The sequence below is a fragment of the Pseudomonas sp. OA65 genome, assembly GCF_017498305.1.
GTDB lineage: Bacteria > Pseudomonadota > Gammaproteobacteria > Pseudomonadales > Pseudomonadaceae > Aquipseudomonas > Aquipseudomonas zanjanensis.
The window spans coordinates 24,681-46,896 of sequence record NZ_JAGDEZ010000038.1; the positions used below are offsets into that span (position 1 = coordinate 24,681).

The 22,216-nt window shown below is 62.6% G+C and carries 17 protein-coding genes; 15 read left to right on the forward strand and 2 right to left on the reverse strand.

The window, feature by feature from the left end:
* The first annotated feature begins 25 nt into the window (after positions 1 to 25).
* The 5 genes from J3361_RS23930 (at position 26) to J3361_RS23950 (ending at position 4,504) form a co-directional block, all read left to right on the forward strand.
* Positions 26 to 913, forward strand: coding sequence for a 3-keto-5-aminohexanoate cleavage protein (locus J3361_RS23930; protein WP_045157164.1), 888 nt, complete (start codon positions 26 to 28; stop codon positions 911 to 913).
* Between the two features lie 158 nt (positions 914 to 1,071).
* Positions 1,072 to 2,037 carry an L-carnitine dehydrogenase gene (locus tag J3361_RS23935; protein ID WP_207966606.1) on the forward strand — a complete coding sequence of 322 codons (966 nt, stop codon included), beginning with the start codon at positions 1,072 to 1,074 and terminating at the stop codon, positions 2,035 to 2,037.
* Positions 2,038 to 2,212: 175 nt separating this feature from the next.
* Positions 2,213 to 2,689, forward strand: a complete 477-nt coding sequence (locus J3361_RS23940; RefSeq protein WP_207966607.1) for a thioesterase family protein — start codon at positions 2,213 to 2,215, stop codon at positions 2,687 to 2,689.
* A gap of 20 nt (positions 2,690 to 2,709) precedes the next feature.
* On the forward strand, positions 2,710 to 3,870 hold the full coding sequence (locus J3361_RS23945; RefSeq protein ID WP_207966608.1) for a gamma-butyrobetaine dioxygenase: 1,161 nt from the start codon (positions 2,710 to 2,712) through the stop codon (positions 3,868 to 3,870).
* A gap of 370 nt (positions 3,871 to 4,240) precedes the next feature.
* A complete protein-coding gene (locus J3361_RS23950; RefSeq protein WP_207966609.1) occupies positions 4,241 to 4,504 on the forward strand; it encodes a hypothetical protein in 264 nt (87 codons plus the stop codon).
* 114 nt (positions 4,505 to 4,618) lie between these two features.
* On the opposite strand, the gene J3361_RS23955 is transcribed toward J3361_RS23950, so the two are convergent.
* Together J3361_RS23955 and J3361_RS23960 are read right to left on the reverse strand one after the other, a co-directional pair.
* Complete coding sequence (locus tag J3361_RS23955; RefSeq protein WP_042731607.1) at positions 4,619 to 5,722, reverse strand: GlxA family transcriptional regulator; 1,104 nt, start codon at positions 5,720 to 5,722, stop codon at positions 4,619 to 4,621.
* 578 nt (positions 5,723 to 6,300) lie between these two features.
* Positions 6,301 to 7,677 (reverse strand): L-serine ammonia-lyase, encoded by a 1,377-nt coding sequence (locus J3361_RS23960; RefSeq protein ID WP_207966610.1) that lies wholly within the window; start codon positions 7,675 to 7,677, stop codon positions 6,301 to 6,303.
* A 426-nt stretch (positions 7,678 to 8,103) separates the two neighbouring features.
* Here J3361_RS23960 and J3361_RS23965 point away from each other — a divergent pair, with 426 nt between their 5' ends.
* The 10 genes from J3361_RS23965 (at position 8,104) to dbpA (ending at position 22,141) form a co-directional block, all read left to right on the forward strand.
* Positions 8,104 to 9,051: a choline ABC transporter substrate-binding protein gene (locus J3361_RS23965; protein WP_207966611.1), complete on the forward strand. Its 948-nt coding sequence runs from the start codon at positions 8,104 to 8,106 to the stop codon at positions 9,049 to 9,051.
* A gap of 71 nt (positions 9,052 to 9,122) precedes the next feature.
* Positions 9,123 to 9,968 (forward strand): choline ABC transporter permease subunit, encoded by an 846-nt coding sequence (choW, locus tag J3361_RS23970; protein ID WP_207966612.1) that lies wholly within the window; start codon positions 9,123 to 9,125, stop codon positions 9,966 to 9,968.
* Positions 9,965 to 11,143: a choline ABC transporter ATP-binding protein gene (gene choV / locus J3361_RS23975; RefSeq protein ID WP_207966613.1), complete on the forward strand. Its 1,179-nt coding sequence runs from the start codon at positions 9,965 to 9,967 to the stop codon at positions 11,141 to 11,143. The genes choW and choV overlap by 4 nt, the downstream gene beginning before the upstream one ends.
* A gap of 545 nt (positions 11,144 to 11,688) precedes the next feature.
* Entirely contained in the window at positions 11,689 to 12,309 is a 621-nt protein-coding gene (betI, locus tag J3361_RS23980; protein WP_207966614.1) for a transcriptional regulator BetI, read from the forward strand.
* Positions 12,310 to 12,388: 79 nt separating this feature from the next.
* Complete coding sequence (gene betB, locus J3361_RS23985) at positions 12,389 to 13,861, forward strand: betaine-aldehyde dehydrogenase (protein ID WP_207966615.1); 1,473 nt, start codon at positions 12,389 to 12,391, stop codon at positions 13,859 to 13,861.
* 128 nt (positions 13,862 to 13,989) lie between these two features.
* Positions 13,990 to 15,693 (forward strand): choline dehydrogenase, encoded by a 1,704-nt coding sequence (betA, locus tag J3361_RS23990; protein ID WP_207966616.1) that lies wholly within the window; start codon positions 13,990 to 13,992, stop codon positions 15,691 to 15,693.
* 524 nt (positions 15,694 to 16,217) lie between these two features.
* A complete protein-coding gene (locus J3361_RS23995) occupies positions 16,218 to 17,660 on the forward strand; it encodes a TldD/PmbA family protein (protein ID WP_207966617.1) in 1,443 nt (480 codons plus the stop codon).
* Entirely contained in the window at positions 17,660 to 18,997 is a 1,338-nt protein-coding gene (locus J3361_RS24000; RefSeq protein WP_207966618.1) for a TldD/PmbA family protein, read from the forward strand. The genes J3361_RS23995 and J3361_RS24000 overlap by 1 nt, the downstream gene beginning before the upstream one ends.
* A 70-nt stretch (positions 18,998 to 19,067) precedes the next feature.
* Entirely contained in the window at positions 19,068 to 20,534 is a 1,467-nt protein-coding gene (gene mdtD, locus J3361_RS24005; RefSeq protein ID WP_207966619.1) for a multidrug transporter subunit MdtD, read from the forward strand.
* 269 nt (positions 20,535 to 20,803) lie between these two features.
* A complete protein-coding gene (dbpA, locus tag J3361_RS24010) occupies positions 20,804 to 22,141 on the forward strand; it encodes an ATP-dependent RNA helicase DbpA (protein ID WP_230149652.1) in 1,338 nt (445 codons plus the stop codon).
* The last annotated feature ends 75 nt before the right edge of the window (positions 22,142 to 22,216 follow it).

The window sequence follows — 22,216 nt, forward strand, 5'->3', positions numbered from 1 at the left end:
CACCACGCTTGAAGGAATCCGCACCATGAACCACGACGTCATCATCACCTGCGCACTCACCGGTGCTGGCGACACGACCGCCAAGAGCCCCCACGTTCCGGTCACCCCGAAACAGATCGCCGCCGCTGCCGTCGAGGCGGCGAAAGCGGGAGCCACGGTGGTCCATTGCCACGTCCGCGACCCGCAGACCGGCAAGTTCAGCCGCGACGTGGCGCTGTACCGCGAAGTGATGGAACGCATCCGTGAGGCGGACGTGGACATCATCGTCAACCTCACCGCCGGCATGGGCGGCGACCTGGAGATCGGTGCCGGCGAACGGCCGATGGAGTTCGGTCCCAACACCGACCTAGTGGGCCCATTGACCCGCCTGGCCCACGTCGAAGAGCTGCTACCGGAAATCTGCACCCTGGATTGCGGCACCCTGAACTTCGGCGACGGCGACACCATTTACGTCTCCACCCCGGCGCAACTGCGGGCCGGTGCCAAGCGCATCACTGAGTTGGGGGTCAAGGCCGAGCTGGAAATCTTCGACACCGGCCACCTGTGGTTCGCCAAGCAACTGATCAAGGAAGGCCTGCTGGACAACCCGCTGTTCCAGCTCTGCCTGGGCATCCCGTGGGGGGCTCCGGCCGACACCACCACCATGAAAGCCATGGTCGACAACCTGCCGGCCGACGCGGTGTGGGCCGGCTTCGGCATCGGTCGCATGCAAATGCCGATGGCCGCCCAGGCGGTGCTGCTGGGGGGCAACGTGCGGGTCGGGCTGGAAGACAACCTTTGGCTGGACAAAGGCGTGCTCGCCACCAACGGCCAACTGGTGGAGCGCGCCGGCGAAATCCTCAGCCGCCTCGGGGCCCGCGTGCTCACCCCGGCGGAAGGTCGCAAGAAAATGGGCCTGGTGCAGCGCGGCTGAGCCACATCCACCTCCCCCCTGTGGGACCCAACCTGTGGGAGCAAGGCTTGCCCGCGATGACGGTATGTCGGTCGACATCCCTGTTGAATCTACTGCCGCCATCGCGGGCAAGCCTTGCTCCCACAGGAGACCTTCGAACTATTTTTCAGGAAACCACCATGAGCTTTATCACCGACATCAAGACCTTCGCCGCCCTGGGCAGCGGTGTGATTGGCAGCGGCTGGGTCAGCCGGGCGCTGGCCCATGGCCTCGACGTCGTCGCCTGGGACCCGGCGCCGGGTGCCGAGGCGGCGCTGCGCAAACGCGTCGCCAATGCCTGGGGCGCCCTGGAAAAACAAGGCCTGGCCCCTGGCGCCTCGCAGGATCGGCTGCGCTTTGTCGCGACCATCGAGGAATGCGTGCGCGACGCCGACTTCATCCAGGAAAGCGCCCCCGAGCGCCTGGAATTGAAACTCGAATTGCACGGCCAGATCAGCGCCGCCGCCAAGCCAAACGCGTTGATCGGTTCCAGTACCTCGGGCCTACTGCCAAGCGAGTTCTATGAGAACGCCACCCGCCCGGAACGCTGTGTGGTCGGGCACCCGTTCAACCCGGTCTACCTGTTGCCACTGGTGGAAGTGGTCGGCGGCAAGAACACCGCCCCCGAAGCGGTGCAAGCAGCGATGGAAGTCTACGAATCCCTTGGCATGCGGCCATTGCACGTACGCAAGGAAGTCCCCGGTTTCATCGCCGACCGCCTGCTCGAAGCGCTGTGGCGCGAAGCCCTGCACCTGGTCAACGATGGTGTCGCCACCACCGGGGAAATCGACGATGCCATCCGTTTTGGCGCCGGCCTGCGCTGGTCATTCATGGGCACGTTCCTGACCTACACCCTGGCCGGCGGCGATGCCGGCATGCGGCACTTCATGGCCCAGTTCGGCCCGGCGTTGCAACTGCCTTGGACCTACCTGCCGGCGCCGGAGCTGACCGAGAAACTGATCGACGATGTGGTGGACGGCACGAGCGAGCAATTGGGCAGCCACAGCATTTCGGCCCTGGAGCGCTATCGTGATGATTGCCTGCTGGCGGTGCTGGAGGCGGTGAAGGCCACCAAGGCCAAGCACGGAATGTCTTTTAGCGAATAACACCATTCCTGTGGCGAGGGAGCTTGCTCCCGCTCGGCCGCGCAGCGGTCGCAAACCGGCGAATGTCATCTGACTGATTCACCGCATTCGCCGGTTTGGGACTGCTTCGCAGTCCAGCGGGAGCAAGCTCCCTCGCCACAATTGTGTACATCAGCGACGATCAGTGGAGTCCAGCATGCCCCCCCTCACCACCTACCAAACCCGCATCCTCCCCGAATGGGTCGATTACAACGGCCATCTGCGCGATGCCTTCTACCTGCTGATCTTCAGCTACGCCACCGATGCATTGATGGACCGGCTCGGCCTGGACAGCCAGAACCGCGAAGCCAGCGGCCACTCGTTGTTCACCCTCGAACTGCACCTCAATTACCTGCATGAAGTGAAGCTCGGCGCCGAGGTCGAGGTGCACACGCAGATCATCGGCCACGACGCCAAACGCCTGCATCTCTACCACAGCCTGCATCTGGTCGGCGGCGATAAAGAGCTGGCCGGCAATGAACAGATGTTGCTGCATGTTGACCTGGCCGGCCCGCGCTCAGCGCCGTTCACCGAACCGACCCTGGGCCGACTCAAGGCCCTGCTGGACAGCCAAGCCGACTTGCCGACACCGACCTGCATCGGTCGGGTCATCGCCCTGCCACCCGCCCGATAAGCCTCGACCAGGAGATCGCCATGAACACCGCCGCTATTGCCGACTTCCGACGCTATCCGCTGGTCCAGGCATTGACCGCCGCGGCCCCCTTGGCCGACCGGGTGCACGTAACGTGGGCCGACGGCCGGGTCAGCCCGTTCCATCATCAGTGGCTAAGGGACAACTGCCCGTGCCCGCAATGCGTCTACAGCGTTACCCGCGAGCAGGTCCTGGAGATTGTCGATGTCCCAGAAGACGTGACGCCCCGGGACGTTGGCATCGACGACGCGGGCCACCTGTGTGTGGTTTGGCAGGATGGCCACCGAAGCCCATTCGATCCGGGCTGGTTGCGCGCCCATGCGTATGACGATCAATCCAGGGCCGAACGCCTGGCGAACAAGCCGCGCCGCCAGCTGTGGCAGCATGACCTGAAACTGCCGGTGTTCGAATACCAGGCATTGATGACGGACGCCGACGCGTTACTGCAATGGCTTTTGGCGGTGCGCGACATCGGCCTGACCCAAGTACGCGGTGTGCCCACCGAACCCGGTTCGCTGAAACAGATCGCCCAGCGCATTTCCTTCATCCGCGAGAGCAACTTCGGCGTGCTGTTCAACGTGCAGTCCAAGGCCGATGCCGACAGCAACGCCTACACCGCTTTCAACCTGCCGCTGCACAGCGACCTGCCGACGCGGGAGTTGCAACCGGGGTTGCAGTTCCTGCATTGCCTGGTGAACGACGCCGACGGCGGCGAGAGCATTTTTGTCGACGGCTTCGCCATTGCCCAAGCCCTGCGTCAGGAAGACCCCGAGGCCTTCGACGCGCTGTGCCAGATCCCGGTGGAGTTTCGCAACAAGGACCGCCACAGCGACTACCGCTGCCTGGCACCGATCATCGCCCTGGATGCGCTGGGGCAGGTCTCGGAAATCCGCATGGCGAACTTCCTGCGCGGGCCCTTCGACACCTCGGTCGAACAGATGCCCAGGCTTTACCGCGCCTACCGCCGCCTCATCGCCCTGACCCGCGAACCGCAATTTCGCCTGGTGCAGCGCCTCGAACCCGGCCAGCTGTGGTGCTTCGACAACCGCCGCACCCTCCACGCCCGCAACGCCTTCGACCCGGCGTCCGGGGCGCGGCATTTCCAGGGGTGTTATGTGGATCGGGATGAGCTGTTGTCGCGGATTCTGGTGCTGCAAAGGTAAACCGCGTCATCGTTCTTCGCGAGCAGGCTCGCTCCCACAGGTGGCCGCATCTCCCTGTGGGAGCGAGCCTGCTCGCGAAGGCGCCCGATCAAACAACGCACTTCCCCCTGATTCACACAGGCAAAAAAATCCCCGATCAAGCCGTGACAGGATCGGGGCAGGAGCGTTACTGGAGGAGCCGTCGCGCGAGGGTGACCAAACCATCGTGATTCAGCTTGAGGCCAGTGTGCCCAGTCCAGGCTTGGGCAAGTTAGCCGAAAACGACGCCTCCATAGTCATTCATGACATTGCGACCATTTGCCCTTGCCGCCGCTTCGGGTGGCTACCAGAATCGAGACACGACCCCAATCCCTGAACAAGGAAAAGCGTCATGATGCACGCCGATTTGATCGACCAGGAAGACCTGCTGGGCCACCTCAAGGCCCTGGGACTGCAAATACCCAGCGGCTCCACCGCCGAGCAGGCATGTGAATGCGCCGTGCGCGGGCTGGACAGGGCTCGCGCCAATGAATTGCGGCGGATGGTCAAGGAGATGTACACCAGCAGCGCCACTATCCTGCCGGCCGTTCGCCAGGCGATCGATAAGCAGCTGTTGCCGGCTTTGACGCAATACCAGCAGAACCATAGCGCCTGACGAAAACCATCGCGAGCAAGCTTTGCTCCCACGGGTCTCTGGGTACACGCTGTCTACTTCACCCAGAAGATCCCCTGTGGGAGCAAAGCTTGCTCGCGATGAAAGCGCTGCGGTTTAGAGCCTCACACTGGCAAACGTCGACTCATTACGCGCCTGGCTCAGCGCCGACAGCGGCCCGGACAATGGCGACAGCACCAGCGCCTGCGGCAGCGGCATCATTGCCACCTGTTGCGTGGTGTTGGAACCGACGCGCTCGTCGCGCGGTGGAATGCCGAAGTATTCGCGGTAGCACTTGGAGAAATGCGGAGTGGAGACGAAGCCGCACACCGAGGCCACTTCGATGATCGACATCGGCGTCTGCTTGAGCAGTTGCCGCGCACGGATCAGCCGCAGCTTGAGGTAATAGCGCGACGGCGAGCAGTGCAGGTACTTCTGGAACAACCGCTCCAGCTGACGCCGGGACACGGCGACGTACACCGCCAATTCGTCCAGGTCGATCGGCTCCTCAAGATTGGCCTCCATCAGCGCGACGATTTCCTGCAGCTTCGGCTGGTTGGTGCCAAGCATGTGCTTGAGCGGCACGCGCTGGTGATCCTGCTCGTTACGGATACGCTCGTAGACAAACATTTCCGAAATCGCCGCCGACAGCTCGCGACCGTGATCGCGACTGATCAGGTGCAGCATCATGTCCAGCGGCGCGGTGCCGCCGGAGCTGGTGAAGCGGTTGCGGTCGAGGGTGAACAGACGGGTGCTCATCGATACCCGCGGGAAAGCTTCCTGCATCGCCGCCAGGCATTCCCAGTGCACGCTGCAATCGAAACCGTCCAGCAGGCCGGCACAGGCCAAAGCCCAGCTGCCGGTGCAGACCGCGCCGAGGCGACGGGACTGGCGGGCCTGGCCTTGCAGCCATGACACGTGTTCACGGGTCACGGTGCGCTGGATACCGATACCGCCACAGACGATAACGGTGTCCAAGGGCGGCGCCTTGTGCATGGAGGCGTCGGGGGTGATCTGCAAGCCATCGCTGGCCCAGACCTGGCCGCCGTCGACCGTGAGGGTGGTCCAGCGATACAGCTCGCGACCGGACAGTTGGTTGGCCATGCGTAGCGGTTCCACCGCGGACGCCAGGGAAATCAGCGTGAAATTGTCCAGCAGCAAAAAGCCGATGGATTGAGGCGCACGGTTCTGGGGTTGGGCCCCGGAGTTGGACGTCGTCATCGCGGTATCTCCTCACACAAAGCGGGTGATGGCCTCAGGCGGAGGCTCTTGTTATCGCCCATCATTCTCTTGCGTGAGACGGGGCTTTATCGGGATAGAGCAATTGCCATGCCTAAAATTGAATGTGTGTTCAATAAATCCTGAAAACGACATCGCGGCCTGTCTATATAAGGCGCGCATCGCGGACAGGTTTTAGGCGCCATCCATGGCGGCAGGCACCAATCACAGAGGGCTGTGAGCAGTTCGGTAGCACTTGTGGGAACTGGGCTGCGCGGCTTGCGCAAGGAGTAGCACCACAGGTGCGGGTGACGGACGGTCGAGCGCGATTCAGCGGCTGGCTCGACAACGGGGGCTTGTCTGTTTGCGACGCGCTAAAAGGTGGCGCTTTTACGGATGGGTGTTCATTTTACGAGCGGTTTTCGACCCTATGGATAAAGGAAATTATCTGTGGGAGCAAAGCTTGCTCGCGATGAGCGATATGTCAGCCGATATCCATTTTGAATCGACTGCCGCCATCGCGGGCAAGCCTTGCTCCCACAGAGAACCCTCTTGCCACAGAGCATTGTGCAAACAAGGTTTCAGCACTCCACCGCACTGACCGCCAAGCCACCGCGCGAAGTCTCTTTATATTTGTCATGCATGTCGGCACCGGTATCGCGCATGGTGCGGATCACCCGGTCCAGGGAGATGAAATGCTGGCCGTCGCCACGCAAGGCCATTTGGGCGGCGTTGATGGCCTTGACCGCGGCGATCGCGTTGCGCTCGATGCACGGCACCTGCACCAGGCCGCCAACTGGGTCGCAGGTCAGGCCGAGGTTGTGTTCCAGGCCGATTTCCGCGGCGTTGCACAGTTGCTCCGGCGTGGCCCCGAGAATTTCCGCCAAGCCCGCCGCCGCCATGGCGCAAGCCGATCCCACCTCGCCCTGGCAACCGACTTCGGCGCCGGAGATCGAGGCGTTCTTTTTGCACAGGATCCCGACGGCCGCCGCACCGAGGAAATAATCCACGACGTTGGCGTCGGTGACCGCTTCGCTGAATTTCATGAAGTAATGCAGCACCGCCGGGATGATCCCCGCCGCACCGTTGGTCGGCGCCGTGACCATGCGCCCGCCGGCGGCGTTCTCCTCGTTGACCGCCAGGGCGAACAGGTTGACCCACTCCATGGCGCTCAGGGTCGAGCCGATGACATTGGGCTTGTTCAGCTCTTGCAGGCTGCGGTGCAACTTGGCCGCACGCCGACGCACATTCAAACCGCCCGGCAGGATGCCCTCGTGCTTGAGGCCCTGCTCGACGCAGTCCTGCATGGCCCGCCACAGTTTCATCAAGCCACTGCGAATCTCTTCTTCGGAACGCCAGACCTTTTCGTTGGCCAGCATCAACTCGGCCACCCGCAGGTCGTGGGTGCGGCACAACTGGAGCAATTCTTCGGCGCTGGAAAAATCGTACGGCAGCTCGGTGCGATCCAGGTCCACCACGCCGCTGGAGGCCTGGGCCTGATCGACGACAAAGCCCCCGCCGACCGAGTAATACGTGTCACGGTGCAGCTCGCCGTCGGCGCCCTCGGCCACCAGCGTCATCGCATTGGGGTGGAACGGCAGGTTCTCGTCGATCAGGCGCATGTCCCGGGACCATACGAACGGCACCGGCAGGCGACCGTCGAGCAGCAGGGTCTGGGTTTCACGCAGCAACTCGATGCGCGGGCCGATCTGCGACGGGTCGATTGCGTCCGGCCACTCCCCCATCAGGCCCATGATCACGGCGTTGTCGCTGCCGTGACCGATGCCGGTGGCCGACAGCGAACCGAACAATTGCACCTCGACCCGGCGCACATCATTGAGCAGGGCCTTTGCCTTCAGCGCCTCAACGAACAGCGCTGCGGCACGCATGGGGCCCACGGTGTGGGAACTGGACGGGCCGATACCGATTTTGAACAAGTCGAAAACGCTGATTGCCATTGCCGATAACCTCCAGAACAGGCACATCCGGGCGCAGGAGCGTCCGGTGACGGAGCTGCTACGCTCAACGCCGGGATGGCCGCATCATCCGGTTTTTACTCCGGCGCCCGACGTCTGACACCGACGCAATCATGCCCAACTGCGCCGCGGGTCCCTGCCCCCGGTTTTGCGGCGTTTTTCTGCGTGTCAGAGGCCCATCGGGGGCGAAAAAAATCTGTAAACGACGTCACCGACACTGGATGCGACCATCCCTGTACTGGATACGACCCACCCTGTAGGCGTCAGATTTGCACTGGTACATGATCGGTTACGGCTCGTTTGCAAGGCCGCGTGTCAGAAGAGTGCCCACGCGCCACCAACCGCAACATCCAATTAAGCGCGGTTGTCCTGACCGGACACCGCCGATAAAACACCAGGAGTCCACCCATGAAAGGTTCCAAGCCGTTGTTGTTGGCCGCCATGCTGAGTCTTCCGATGCTGGCCAACGCTGCAGAACCCGAAAAGTGCAGCACCGTCAACTTCTCCGATGTCGGCTGGACCGACATTACCGTGACCACGGCGACCACCAGCGTGGTACTCGACGCACTGGGCTACAAGACCAAGACCACCATGATTTCCGTACCCGTGACCTACAAGTCCCTGGCCGACGGCAAGAACATGGATGTGTTCCTCGGCAACTGGATGCCGACCATGGAAAACGACATCAAGGCCTACCGCGAAGCCGGCACCGTGGAAACCGTGCGCACCAACCTCACGGGTGCCAAATACACCCTCGCCGTGCCTCAGGCCCTGTATGACAAGGGACTGAAAGACTTCGCCGACCTCCCCAAATTCAAGAAAGAGCTCGACGGCAAGATCTACGGCATCGAACCGGGCAACGACGGCAACCGCCTGATCCAGAGCATGATCGAAAAGAACGCCTTCGGCCTGAAGGACGCCGGTTTCAAAGTCGTCGAGTCGAGTGAAGCAGGCATGCTTTCGCAGGTCGATCGCGCCGCAAGGCGTGGCACCGACGTGGTGTTCCTCGGCTGGGCGCCACACCCGATGAACACCCGCTTCAAGATCCAGTACCTGACCGGCGGCGACGACTTCTTCGGCCCCGACTTCGGTGCCGCTACCGTGGCGACCAACACCCGCAAGGGCTACAGCCAGGAATGCAGCAACGTTGGGCAACTGTTGAAAAACCTGGAGTTCACCGTCGACATGGAAAGCACGCTGATGGGCAACGTGCTCGACGACAAGATGAAACCTGAGGCCGCCGCCAAGGCCTGGCTGAAGAAAAACCCACAGGTACTCGATACCTGGCTCGCTGGCGTGACCACCATTGACGGTAAACCTGGCCTGGAAGCCGTGAAAGCCAAGCTTGCGCAGTAACTGCCTATGTTATGCCGGGCGAGTTCGCTCGCCCGGGCTGTTTATTCCCTTGCATGCGGACGTTCACTACCATGCTTATTGATCAGAAAATACCTTTGGGCCAGTACATCGCGGGCTTTGTCGAATGGTTGACGCAACACGGCGCCAACACCTTCGACGCAATCGCGCTGTTCCTGGAAACGATGATTCACGGCGTGACGTTTGCGCTGACCTGGTTCAACCCCCTGGCCCTGATCGGCCTCATTGCGCTATTGGCGCACTTCATCCAGCGCAAATGGGGCCTGACTGTCTTTGTCATCGCGTCCTTTCTACTGATTCTCAACCTGGGTTACTGGCAAGAGACCATGGAAACCCTTGCCCAGGTGCTGTTCGCGACCCTGGTTTGCGTACTGATCGGCGTGCCGCTGGGCATTGTTGCCGCGCACAAGCCGATGTTCTACACGATGATGCGTCCGGTGCTCGATCTGATGCAGACCGTACCGACCTTCGTTTACCTCATTCCTACCCTGACCCTTTTCGGTCTGGGTGTCGTCCCGGGCCTGATCTCCACGGTGGTGTTCGCGATTGCCGCGCCCATCCGCCTGACCTACCTGGGCATCCGCGACGTACCGGACGAACTGATGGACGCGGGCAAAGCCTTCGGCTGCTCCCGTCGCCAGCTCCTGTCGCGCATCGAACTGCCCCATGCGATGCCGAGCATCGCGGCCGGTATCACCCAGTGCATCATGCTGTCGTTGTCGATGGTGGTGATCGCCGCGCTGGTAGGCGCCGATGGCCTGGGCAAACCCGTGGTCAACGCACTGAACACCGCCGATATCGCCCTGGGCTTCGAAGCCGGCCTGGCGATCGTCCTGCTGGCGATCATGCTCGACCGGATCTGCAAACAACCCGACGCCAAAGTAGGGGGTGACGCATGAGCATAATTCGCTTTGAAGACGTTGACGTGATCTTCGCCAAGGACCCTCGCGAGGCCCTCAAGCTGCTCGACCAGGGCATGACCCGCAACGAAATCCTGAAGAAAACCGGGCAAATCGTCGGCGTGGAAAAAGCCAGCCTGGACATCGAGAAAGGCGAAATCTGTGTCTTGATGGGCCTGTCCGGCTCCGGCAAATCCAGTCTGCTGCGTTGCATCAACGGCTTGAACACCGTCAGCCGCGGCAAGCTGTTCGTCGAGCACGAAAGCCGGCAGATCGACATTGCGTCCTGCACCCCCGCCGAGCTGAAGATGATGCGCACCAAGCGCATCGCCATGGTGTTCCAGAAGTTCGCCCTGATGCCCTGGCTGACGGTGCGCGAGAACATCAGCTTCGGCCTGGAAATGCAGGGCCGACCGGAGAAGGAACGCAAGAAGCTGGTGGATGAGAAGCTTGAGCTGGTGGGCCTGACCCAGTGGCGCAACAAGAAGCCCGACGAATTGTCCGGCGGCATGCAGCAACGGGTCGGCCTGGCCCGCGCCCTGGCGATGGACGCCGACATCCTGCTGATGGACGAACCGTTCTCGGCCCTCGACCCATTGATCCGCCAAGGCCTGCAGGACGAACTGCTGGAGCTGCAACGCAAGCTGAGCAAGACCATCGTGTTCGTCAGCCACGACCTCGACGAAGCCCTGAAGCTGGGCAGCCGTATCGCGATCATGAAAGACGGCCGGATCATCCAGTACAGCAAGCCGGAACAAATCGTGCTGAACCCGGCCGACGACTATGTGCGCACCTTCGTCGCCCACACCAACCCGCTCAACGTCCTCTGCGGTCGCAGCCTGATGCGCACCCTGGACAACTGCAAGCGCATCAACGGCTCGGTCTGCCTGGACCCGGGCGGCGACTCCTGGCTCGACCTGGCCGACGGCAACACCATCAAGGGCGCCCGGCAGAACGGCGCGGCCCTGGACCTGCAAAACTGGGCTCCGGGCCAAGCGGTCGAAGGCCTGGGCCGACGTCCGACCCTGGTGGACTCCAACATCGGTATGCGCGATGCGTTGCAGATCCGCTACCAGACCGGCAACAAACTGGTGCTCCACGATAACCAGAAAGTCGTCGGGATCCTGGGCGACAGCGAGCTGTACCACGCCCTGCTCGGCAAGAACCTGGGCTAAGCCCCCCGCACACAAAAACGCCGCGAGATGATCGCGGCGTTTTTGTTTGGGCCTTCCAAGGCTGATGCTCATACCAGGTTTGAAATGCTGGTACTGGCTTGGAATGCCGATACTGGGCTTGGAATGCTGATACTGAGCTTGGAATGCCGATACTGGGCTTGGAATGCTGATACTGAGCTTGGAATGCTGATAACTGTGGCGAGGGAGCTTGCTCCCGCTCGACTGCGCAGCAGTCGCAATCCAGGCGACACGAACCTTCAGGTACATCGTGCTTGGCCGGTTTGGGGTCGCTCCGCAACCCAGCGGGAGCAAGCTCCCTCGCCACAAGAGCTCGCAGCATCGCCTCATTTCAACCAATCGACGGGTGGGCAGCCAACCGACGAGTGTTATAAAGACATCCCCAAAAGTCCTCGCCCCGGCAAATAGCGACGACTTGTCATAGAACTTATTTTTTGTTGATTGAACGTTCAATCAAAACAAAATAGACTGGCCCTCGCCATGACGGACTGCATTCGTCCGCCTGCGGGCCTAAGGAGATGTGCTAGATGCCCAAGGTCGGTATGCAACCCATCCGCCGCCAACAATTGATCGAAGCCACGTTGCAAGCGGTCGATCAGGTCGGGATGGGGGACGCCAGCATTGCGCTGATCGCTCGTTTGGCGGGTGTCTCCAACGGCATCATCAGTCACTACTTTCAGGACAAGAATGGCCTGATCGCGGCTACGGCCCAGTACCTGATGACTGTCCTGAGCGAGAACGTCACCGCGCGTCGTCAAGCGCTGACTGACTCGAGCCCGCGAGCTCACCTGAAGGTGATCATCGAAGGCAACTTCGACGCCAGCCAGGTCAATGGCCCGGCAATGAAAACCTGGCTGGCCTTCTGGGCCACCAGCATGCATCACCCGTCTTTGCACAGGTTGCAGCGGATCAACGATCACCGTCTGTATTCCAACCTGTGTTGCCAGTTCCGCCGCGTGTTGCCCGTTGACCAGGCCCGTAGCGCGGCACGGGGGCTGGCCGCGCTGATTGACGGTTTGTGGCTGCGCGGAGCGCTGTCGGGAGACGCGTTCGATACCGCCCAGGCGCACCGGATCGCTTACGAATACATGGACTTCCAACTGGCCAAGACAGGGGCGCAAGAGCACACAGAATCGCTCGGCTCCTGAACCGTCACCGCAGCGCGTAGTCAGCTATAAACGACACGCTCGGTGGCCAGCCAACCACTCATGCACTTGCGAGGACTTTATGGCCCGTTTCGAACTGCAAAAACTCTACATCGATGGCGCGTACAGCGATGCCAGCGGCGACGCCACTTTCGAAGCCATCAACCCGGCCAACGGTGAAGTGCTCGCCCTGGTGCAACGCGCGACAAAAGAAGACGTCGAGCGCGCCGTGGTCAGCGCCGAAAAGGGCCAGAAAGTCTGGGCCGCCATGACCGCCATGCAGCGTTCGCGCATCCTGCGTCGCGCCGTGGAGATCCTGCGCGAGCGCAACGATGAACTGGCCGCCCTGGAAACCCTGGATACCGGCAAATCCTTCTCCGAAACCAAATACGTCGACATCGTCACCGGTGCCGACGTGCTGGAATACTACGCCGGCCTGGTGCCCGCCATCGAAGGCGAGCAGGTTCCGCTGCGCACGACGTCCTTCGTCTACACCCGCCGCGAGCCCCTGGGCGTGGTGGCCGGTATCGGCGCGTGGAACTACCCGATCCAGATCGCCTTGTGGAAATCCGCACCGGCCCTGGCCGCCGGCAACGCGATGATCTTCAAGCCAAGCGAAGTCACCTCGCTGACCACCCTGAAACTGGCCGAGATCTACACCGAAGCCGGCGTTCCAGCGGGCGTCTTCAACGTCCTGACCGGCAGCGGCCGTGAAGTCGGCACTTGGCTGACCGAGCACCCGCGCATCGAGAAAATTTCCTTCACCGGCGGCACCGACACCGGCAAGAAAGTCATGGCCAGCGCCTCGAGTTCTTCGCTCAAGGACGTGACCATGGAGCTGGGCGGCAAGTCGCCGTTGATCATCTTCGATGACGCCGACCTGGATCGCGCCGCCGACACCGCGATGATGGCCAACTTCTACAGCTCCGGCCAGGTCTGCACCAACGGCACTCGCGTCTTTGTGCCGAGCCACCTCAAGGCCGCCTTCGAAGCCAAGATCGCCGAGCGCGTGGCGCGCATCCGCGTCGGCAACCCAGAAGACGAACACACCAACTTCGGCCCGCTGGTGAGCTTCGCCCACATGGAAAGCGTGCTGGGCTACATCGAGAAAGGCAAAGCCGAAGGCGCGCGCCTGCTGTGCGGCGGCGGTCGCCTGACGGAAGGCGACTTCGCCAAGGGCGCGTTCGTTGCCCCGACCGTGTTCACCGATTGCACCGATGACATGACCATCGTGCGTGAAGAGATCTTCGGCCCGGTGATGAGCATCCTCACCTATGACACCGAAGAAGAAGTGATCCGCCGCGCCAACGACACCGACTTCGGCCTGGCCGCCGGCGTCGTGACCCGCGACCTGAACCGCGCCCACCGGGTGATCCACCAGCTCGAAGCCGGCATCTGTTGGATCAACGCCTGGGGCGAATCGGCGGCGGAAATGCCGGTCGGTGGCTACAAGCAATCAGGCGTGGGCCGTGAGAACGGTATCAGCTCGCTGAACAACTTCACCCGCATCAAATCGGTACAGGTCGAGTTGGGCGATTACGCCTCAGTGTTCTGAGGAGCTTCGAGCGGCAAGCTTCAAGCTGCGAGTAAAAGCAGTTCGAGGCTGCCGCACTCCCATCAACACCGCTCGCTGCTCTTTCTTGCAGCTTGAAGCTTGGGGCTTGTAGCTCCCACGGAGAACCTATGACTACAGAATACGACTACATCATTGTGGGCGCCGGTTCAGCAGGCAACACATTAGCCACCCGCCTGACTGAAGACGAAGGCGTCACCGTCCTGCTGCTCGAAGCCGGCGGCCCGGACTATCGCCTGGACTTCCGCACGCAAATGCCCGCTGCCCTGGCGTTTCCCCTGCAAGGCCGGCGCTACAACTGGGCCTACGAGACCGACCCGGAGCCGCACATGAACGGCCGTCGCATGGAATGCGGTCGCGGCAAGGGCCTGGGCGGTTCTTCGCTGATTAATGGCATGTGCTATATCCGCGGCAACGCCCTGGACTATGACAACTGGGCAAAACTGCCGGGCCTGGAAGACTGGACCTACCTCGATTGCCTGCCGTATTTCCGTAAAGCCGAAACCCGCGACATCGGCCCGAACGACTACCACGGCGGCGACGGCCCGGTCAGCGTGACCACGCCCAAGGCTGGCAACAACCCGTTGTTCCACGCCATGGTCGAAGCCGGCGTGCAGGCCGGTTACCCCCGTACCGAGGACCTCAACGGCTACCAGCAGGAAGGTTTCGGCCCGATGGACCGTACCGTCACGCCCAACGGCCGTCGCGCCAGCACCGCACGCGGTTACCTGGACGTCGCCAAGAAGCGCTCGACACTGACCATCGTCACCCACGCCCTGACCGACAAGATCCTGTTCGAAGGCAAGCGCGCGGTCGGCGTGCGTTACCTGGTGGGCGCCGCTGAAGAGCGCGTCGAAGCCCGGGCGCGCAAGGAAGTGCTGCTGTGCTCCGGCGCCATCGCCTCGCCGCAGATCCTGCAACGCTCCGGCGTCGGCCCGGCGAAGCTGCTGGAAAGCCTCGACATCCCGGTGGTCCACGATCTGCCGGGCGTCGGTGAAAACCTCCAGGATCACCTGGAGTTGTACCTGCAATACGCTTGCACCCAACCGGTCTCGCTGTACCCGTCGCTGCTCTGGTACAACCAGCCGGCCATCGGTGCCGAGTGGCTGTTCAACGGCACCGGCATCGGCGCCAGCAACCAGTTCGAGGCCGGCGGTTTCATCCGCACGCGCCCGGAATTCGATTGGCCGAACATCCAGTACCACTTCTTGCCGGTGGCGATTAACTACAACGGCAGCAACGGCGTGAAGGAACACGGTTTCCAGGCGCACATGGGCTCCATGCGTTCGCCAAGCCGTGGTCGGATCCAGGCCAAGTCCAAGGACCCGCGCCAGCACCCGAGCATCCTGTTCAACTACATGGCCACCGAGCAGGACTGGCAGGAATTTCGCGACGGCATCCGCCTGACCCGTGAGATCATGCAGCAACCGGCACTCGACCCGTTCCGGGGCCGCGAGATCAGCCCGGGCATCGAGGTGCAGACGGACGCGCAACTGGACCAGTTCATTCGCGAGCACGCCGAAACCGCGTTCCACCCGTCCTGCTCATGCAAGATGGGCACCGACGACATGGCGGTGGTGGACGGCGAAGGCCGCGTGCACGGCATGCAAGGGTTGCGTGTGGTGGATGCCTCGATCATGCCGATCATCACCACCGGCAACCTGAACGCGCCGACGATCATGATGGCCGAGAAAATCGCCGACAAGATCCGCGGCCGCAAGCCCCTGCCACGCAGCACCGCACCGTACTACGTGGCCGGCGATGCGCCAGTGCGCGGCAAGCCGTTGCGTGAAGTGACGACCGCTACTCAGTAAGGCGCCACACCGCCATCGCGAGCAGGCTCGCTCCCACAGGGGTTGGGAGGTGGGCACAGATTTTGTGACCACTGAAAATCCACTGTGGGAGCTTGCTCGCGAAAGCGGTGGGTCAGCTTGCAGCAATGTTGAATGTGCCGCCGTCTTCGCGAGCAAGCCCGCTCCCACAGGGGTTCTGAGGTGAACACAGATTTTGTGACCACTGAAAATCCCAATTGTGGGAGCGGGCTTGCTCGCGAAAGCGGTGGGTCAGCTTGCATCAATGTTGAATGTGCCGCCGTCTTCGCGAGCAAGCCCGCTCCCACAAAGTCCCCGCGGCGGATGCAGACTTTGTGACCACTGAAAAACCCACTGTGGGAGCGAGCCTGCTCGCGAAGGGGCCAGCCCATTCAGCCTATTTCTCTGACTGCCACACCGCAAAATTCCCATCCACCTTGATCCCTCCCCCACCCCAGGCCTACTCTAGAACCACCGCGTCACTTCGCCTCACGCCGCTGCATCGCCACTCCAGACAAGGAGGTTTCATGTTCGACTTCCACCCCCAGCTCAAGCAGCGGTTCGCTGCCTTGCGCACGGGCGCTGAATTCTTTTCCCTGCGTTATGTGCGCGAATCCGGCCAGCATTTGTCCGTGCGCAAGAACGTCGCCGAACCGCCCAGCCTGAACCGTGACGAAGGTGCGATGCTCACCGTGCGGGTCAACGGGGTCGAAGCCTATGCCGCCACCAACGACCTGTCCCTGGCCGGCCTGCAAGCAGCACTGCAACGCGCCGAGCAACATGCCCGCCAACTCAAGCCCCATGCCCTGCTCGACCTGCGCGAGCAAGCGGTGTCCAGCGACCGCGCCGATTATTTCTCGCCGCATTTCGACCAGGCCTTCCCGCCACTGAGCGATTGCTACCAATTGCTCGGCGACGAATCGGCCGCGGTGCCCCGGGACGAACGCCTGGTGAACTGGCAGGCCAGCATCGGCCTGACCCAGGTCGAGCAGATCTACCTCAACAGTGCCGGCGCTGAACTGCGCCAGGCCCAACGCTTTATCTACCCGGCCCTGGACGTCACCGCTTTCGACGGCAATGACAGCCAGACCCGCACCCTGGGCCGGGAAAATTTCGGCCAGCAAGGCGGCTTCGATGTGATCAGCCGCTGCGGCCTGATCGGTGCCGGACCAAGAATCGCCGATCAGGCCCTGCAATTGCTGATGGCGCCGAACACCCCGCAAGGTCCCCGCGACCTGCTGCTGATGCCCGACCAGATGATGCTGCAGATCCACGAGTCCATCGGCCATCCGCTGGAGCTGGACCGCATCCTCGGGGACGAGCGCAATTACGCCGGCACCAGCTTCGTCAAGGCCAGCGATTTCGGCCACCTGCAATACGGCTCCGACCTGCTAAACGTGACCTTCGACCCGGACATTCCCGAAGAGCTGGCAAGCTACAGCCATGACGACGACGGCAGTGCCGCCAGCAAGCAGTTCTTGATTCGTGAAGGCCTGCTGCTGCGTCCATTGGGTGGGGCACTGTCGCAATTCCGTGCCGGCCTGGACGGTGTTGCCAACAGCCGCGCCTGCGGCTGGAATCGGCCGCCCATCGACCGCATGGCCAACCTGAACATCGAGCCCGGCGACCAATCCCTGGAGCAACTGATCCAAGGCATCGAGCACGGCGTGCTGATGCGCACCAACCGCTCCTGGTCCATCGATGATGCCCGCAACAAATTCCAGTTCGGCTGCGAATGGGGCCAGTTGATCGAGAACGGCGAGCTCAAGGGCGTGGTAAAGAACCCCAACTACCGAGGTATTTCCGCGCAATTCTGGAAGAGCCTGCGCGCCGTGGGCGACGCCAGCACCTCCCAAGTCCTGGGCACGCCGAACTGCGGCAAGGGCGAACCGAACCAGGTCATCCGCGTCGGCCATGCATCGCCAGCCTGTGTGTTCAGCAATGTTGATGTGTTTGGGGGAGATGCCTGATGAGCACCACCAATAATCAGGCCGAGGCATTCAAGGTTCTGGTCGACTGGCTGCGCGGCGCCCTGCGTACGCCTGAACAGTTCACCCTCGGCTACGCCGCCGAATCCTCGGCCTTCGTGCGTTTCAACCACGGCAAGGTCCGCCAGGCCGGGCAGGTGCAGCAAGCCAATATCAGTTTCAAATTGATCGACGACGGTCGCCACGCCGATTTGCAGATCACGTTGTCCGGCGCCCCCGAGGCTGATGTGCAACGCCTGTCCGAAGGCTTGCAGCAACTGCGCGAAACCTTGCCGCTGCTGCCCCCCGATCCGTACCTGCTGCTCAACCATAATCACTGGCAGAGCAACAATGTGCAGGACCATCCGCTGCCCGAGACGGAGCAGGCCGTTGCCGAAATCACCCGCGCCGCCGAAGGCCTGGACCTGGTGGGTTTCTACGCCGCCGGACCCATCAGCCGAGGTTTCGCCAGTTCGTCGGGAGCGTTCGGCTGGCATCAGGCCAACAGCTTCAACTTCGATTTCAGCCTGTTCCATGAAAACGGCCAGGCGGTGAAAGCCAGCTACGCCGGGCATGAATGGAGTACTGAAGGATTTGCCCGGCGCTTCGAGCAGGCCCGCGAGCAACTGGCGTTTCTTGGCCGCCCGCTGCGCACGTTGCCGCCCGGTGAATACCGCGCCTATCTGGCGCCGGCCGCCCTGGAAGAGATCATGGGCATGCTCAGTTGGGGCGGCTTCTCGGCCCAGGCCATTGCCAGCAAGCAGAGCCCGCTGCAGAAGTTCTATGCTGGCGAAGCCCACTTCAGTCCCAACGTGTGGCTGACCGAGCAGGTCAGTGGCTCCCTGAGCCCGGCGTTTTCCGACGAAGGTTATCCCCGCGACGACCTGGGGCTGATCGCCAAGGGCATGGCCAACGCGCAATTGGTCAACTCCCGCAGCGCCGCCGAATACGGCCTCGCCGCCAACGGCGCCAGCCGTTACGAATACCCCACGGCGCTGGACATGCAGGGCGGGCAGTTGGAGCAAAAATACATCCTCGAAGAACTTGGCACCGGGTTGTACATCAGCAACCTCTGGTACCTGAACTACTCGGACCAACCGGCCGCCCGCCTGACCGGCATGACCCGCTTCGCCACGTTCTGGGTCGAGAACGGCCAGATCGTGGCGCCGGTCAGCACCATGCGTTTCGACGACAGTGTCTACAGCCTGCTCGGCTCGCAACTCGAAGCCCTGACCCGAGAGCGGGAACTTCTGCTCTCGGCCAGCACCTACAGCCAGCGGGCCACGGCCTCGATGTTGTTGCCGGGGGCGCTGGTCAAGCGGTTGACCTTGACGCTGTAGAAAAGCATCGCGGGCAAGCCTTGCTCCCACAGGATGTGCGCCGGACATGTGGGAGCAAGGCTTGCCCGCGATGAAGCCAACAGACACTCGAACACAAACAAGAGGTCCCATGCCCAACCGCGCCCCGCTCGACGCCGTCACCGCCCGCTGGCTTCCATGGGTGGTGGCGATTGCCTTCTTCATGCAGTCCCTGGATGGGACCATCCTCAACACCGCGCTGCCCGCCATGGCCAGTGACCTGGCGGAAAACCCACTGCGCATGCAGGGCGTGATCATTGCCTACATGCTCACCGTGGCGTTGCTGATCCCGGCGTCGGGCTGGATCGCCGACCGCTTCGGCACCAAGAAGATTTTCTTCGGGGCGATCCTACTGTTCAGCTTCGGCTCGCTGCTGTGCGCCTTGTCCAATTCGTTGAGCATGCTGATCGGCGCCCGGGTCGTCCAAGGCCTGGGCGGTGCGCTGATGCTGCCCGTGGGCAGGCTGGTGGTGCTGCGGGCGTATCCGCGCTCGGAACTGGTACGGATCATGGGCTTCATCACCATCCCTGGCCTGCTCGGCCCGTTGATCGGGCCGACCATGGGCGGCTGGATGGTGGAATACCTGACCTGGCACTGGATCTTCATCATCAACCTGCCGGTGGGCGTGATCGGCTGTTACGCCGTGTGGAAATTCATCCCCGACCTGCGTGGCAGCGAGCGCACGCGGTTCGATGGACTGGGGTTCCTGCTGTTCGGCGCGGCCATGGTATTGATCACTATCGCCATGGAAGGCCTGGGTGAACTGCACTTGCCACACCTGCGGGTGATGTTGCTGCTGTTTGGCGGCATGGCCTGCCTGGCCGCCTATTGGCTGCGGGCCGGGCATGTCGAGAACGCGTTGTTCCCGCCATCGTTGTTCAAGACCCGGACCTTCGCCGTGGGCATTCTCGGCAACCTGTTCGCGCGCCTGGGCAGCGGTGCCCTGCCGTTCCTGGTGCCGTTGCTGCTGCAAGTGGCCCTGGGCTATTCACCGTCCCAGGCCGGCATGAGCATGCTGCCCCTGGCGGCGGCGGCCATGGTCGCCAAGTCCGTGGCCCGACCGTTGATCGAACGCTTTGGCTACCGCGCCGTGTTGACCAGCAACACCCTGGCCCTGGGCCTGATGCTGGCGAGCATGGGCCTGGTCAGCGAAGAGACGCCGTACTGGCTGCTACTGGCGCAACTGGCGGTGCTGGGGGCGATCAACTCGCTGCAATTCACCGCGATGAACACGGTGACCCTGATCGACCTGGACGACGCCAGCGCCAGCAGCGGCAACAGCCTGTTGTCGGTGGTGGCGCAACTGTCCCTGAGCCTCGGCGTGGCCTGCGCCGGCGCGCTGCTCGGCGGCTTTACCGCCCAAGTGGGCAACGATGGGGTGGAGACGGTGCTGGGGGCGTTCCAACTGACGTTCGTGACGGTGGGGATCATGGCGATGCTGGCGGCGACGATTTTTTCCCAGTTGTCGAAGCAGGATGGGCGGCGGGACAAGCGGCCGGATGAGCATATCGAGCATTAGACCTCAGCCTCCGTGGTGAGCCAGACACTTGTGGGAGCAAGGCTTGCCCGCGATACAGGCGACTCGGTTTCCTTGGGGAAGTGCGTTGCCCGTATCGCGAGCAAGCTTTGCTCCCACAGAATGTCCCCAGGCCAGCGTTGTCCACAGCTCGTCCAGAACTTTCGAAGAAAGTGGCACGAGGCTGCTACACTGCGCGACATTTTGTTTTGCAGGCCAGTCCCGTGACCACCATTGCCACCGCTTTTAATACTTTGCCGCTGTCCGCCGCCATGCTGGCTAACCTCGAATCACTCGGTTATGCCCAGATGACGCCGATCCAGGCGCAAAGCTTGCCGGTGATCCTCAAGGGCATGGACCTGATCGCCCAAGCAAAGACCGGCAGCGGCAAGACCGCCGCTTTCGGCATCGGCCTGCTGAACCCGATCAACCCGCGTTTCTTCGGCTGCCAGGCGCTGGTGATGTGCCCGACCCGTGAGCTGGCCGACCAGGTCGCCAAGGAAATCCGTCGCCTGGCCCGCGCCGAAGACAACATCAAGGTCCTGACCCTGTGCGGCGGCGTGTCCTTCGGCCCGCAGATCGCCTCCCTCGAACACGGCGCCCACATCATCGTCGGCACGCCGGGGCGCATCCAGCAGCACCTGCGCAAGGGCTCACTGGTGCTCGACGGCCTCAACACGCTGATCCTCGACGAAGCCGACCGCATGCTCGACATGGGTTTCTACGACGCCATCGAAGACATCATCCAGCAGACCCCGGAACGCCGCCAGACGCTGCTGTTCTCCGCTACCTACCCGGTGGGCATCAAGCAACTGTCGTCCAAGTTCATGCGCAACCCGCAGCAAGTAAAGGCCGAGGCGTTCCACTCCGATGCGCAGATCGAGCAGCGCTTCTACGAAATCTCCCCCGAGGAGCGCATGGACGCGGTGGTCAAGGTCCTGGCGCATTTCCGCCCGGCCTCCTGCGTGGCGTTCTGCTTCACCAAGCAGCAGGTGCAGGAAACCGTCGACCACCTGACGTCCAAGGGCATCTCGGCCGTCGGCCTGCATGGCGACCTGGAACAGCGTGACCGCGATCAGGTGCTGGCGATGTTCGCCAACCGCAGCACCTCGGTGCTGGTGGCCACCGACGTGGCGGCCCGTGGCCTGGATATCGATGCGCTGGACATGGTGATCAACGTCGAGCTGGCTCGGGATTCGGAAATCCACATCCACCGCGTCGGCCGCACGGGTCGCGCCGGTGAGAAAGGCATCGCCATCAGCCTGGTGGCGCCGTCCGAAGCCCACCGCGCCCAAGCCATCGAGCAACTGCAAAAGTCGCCACTGAGCTGGGACCAACTGGACAACCTCAAGCCCCAGGGCGGCGGGCCGCTGCTGCCGGCCATGAGCACCCTGTGCATCGGCGCCGGGCGCAAGGACAAAGTCCGCCCCGGCGACATCCTCGGCGCCCTGACCGGCGAGGCCGGCATCCCTGGCGCCCAGGTCGGCAAGATCGCGATCTTCGATTTCCAGGCCTACGTGGCCGTGGAACGCGGCATCGCCAAGCAGGCCTTGCAGCGCTTGAACGATGGCAAGATCAAGGGCCGCTCGTTGCGGGTGCGGATCCTGTAACCGATCGCCTGACGAACAGAGATCAAACTGTGGAAGCGAGCTGTGTGGGAGCAAGGCTTGCCCGCGATGAAAACG

Excerpts from the sequence above, each read along its gene's own strand:
- J3361_RS23930 (WP_045157164.1), top strand. The coding sequence starts at position 26 with ATGAACCACGACGTCATCATCACCTGCGCACTCACCGGTGCTGGCGAC.
- J3361_RS23935 (WP_207966606.1), top strand. The coding sequence starts at position 1,072 with ATGAGCTTTATCACCGACATCAAGACCTTCGCCGCCCTGGGCAGCGGT.
- J3361_RS23940 (WP_207966607.1), top strand. The coding sequence starts at position 2,213 with ATGCCCCCCCTCACCACCTACCAAACCCGCATCCTCCCCGAATGGGTC.
- J3361_RS23945 (WP_207966608.1), top strand. The coding sequence starts at position 2,710 with ATGAACACCGCCGCTATTGCCGACTTCCGACGCTATCCGCTGGTCCAG.
- J3361_RS23950 (WP_207966609.1), top strand. The coding sequence starts at position 4,241 with ATGATGCACGCCGATTTGATCGACCAGGAAGACCTGCTGGGCCACCTC.
- J3361_RS23955 (WP_042731607.1), bottom strand. The coding sequence starts at position 5,722 with ATGACGACGTCCAACTCCGGGGCCCAACCCCAGAACCGTGCGCCTCAA.
- J3361_RS23960 (WP_207966610.1), bottom strand. The coding sequence starts at position 7,677 with ATGGCAATCAGCGTTTTCGACTTGTTCAAAATCGGTATCGGCCCGTCC.
- J3361_RS23965 (WP_207966611.1), top strand. The coding sequence starts at position 8,104 with ATGAAAGGTTCCAAGCCGTTGTTGTTGGCCGCCATGCTGAGTCTTCCG.
- choW (WP_207966612.1), top strand. The coding sequence starts at position 9,123 with ATGCTTATTGATCAGAAAATACCTTTGGGCCAGTACATCGCGGGCTTT.
- choV (WP_207966613.1), top strand. The coding sequence starts at position 9,965 with ATGAGCATAATTCGCTTTGAAGACGTTGACGTGATCTTCGCCAAGGAC.
- betI (WP_207966614.1), top strand. The coding sequence starts at position 11,689 with ATGCCCAAGGTCGGTATGCAACCCATCCGCCGCCAACAATTGATCGAA.
- betB (WP_207966615.1), top strand. The coding sequence starts at position 12,389 with ATGGCCCGTTTCGAACTGCAAAAACTCTACATCGATGGCGCGTACAGC.
- betA (WP_207966616.1), top strand. The coding sequence starts at position 13,990 with ATGACTACAGAATACGACTACATCATTGTGGGCGCCGGTTCAGCAGGC.
- J3361_RS23995 (WP_207966617.1), top strand. The coding sequence starts at position 16,218 with ATGTTCGACTTCCACCCCCAGCTCAAGCAGCGGTTCGCTGCCTTGCGC.
- J3361_RS24000 (WP_207966618.1), top strand. The coding sequence starts at position 17,660 with ATGAGCACCACCAATAATCAGGCCGAGGCATTCAAGGTTCTGGTCGAC.
- mdtD (WP_207966619.1), top strand. The coding sequence starts at position 19,068 with ATGAAGCCAACAGACACTCGAACACAAACAAGAGGTCCCATGCCCAAC.
- dbpA (WP_230149652.1), top strand. The coding sequence starts at position 20,804 with ATGCTGGCTAACCTCGAATCACTCGGTTATGCCCAGATGACGCCGATC.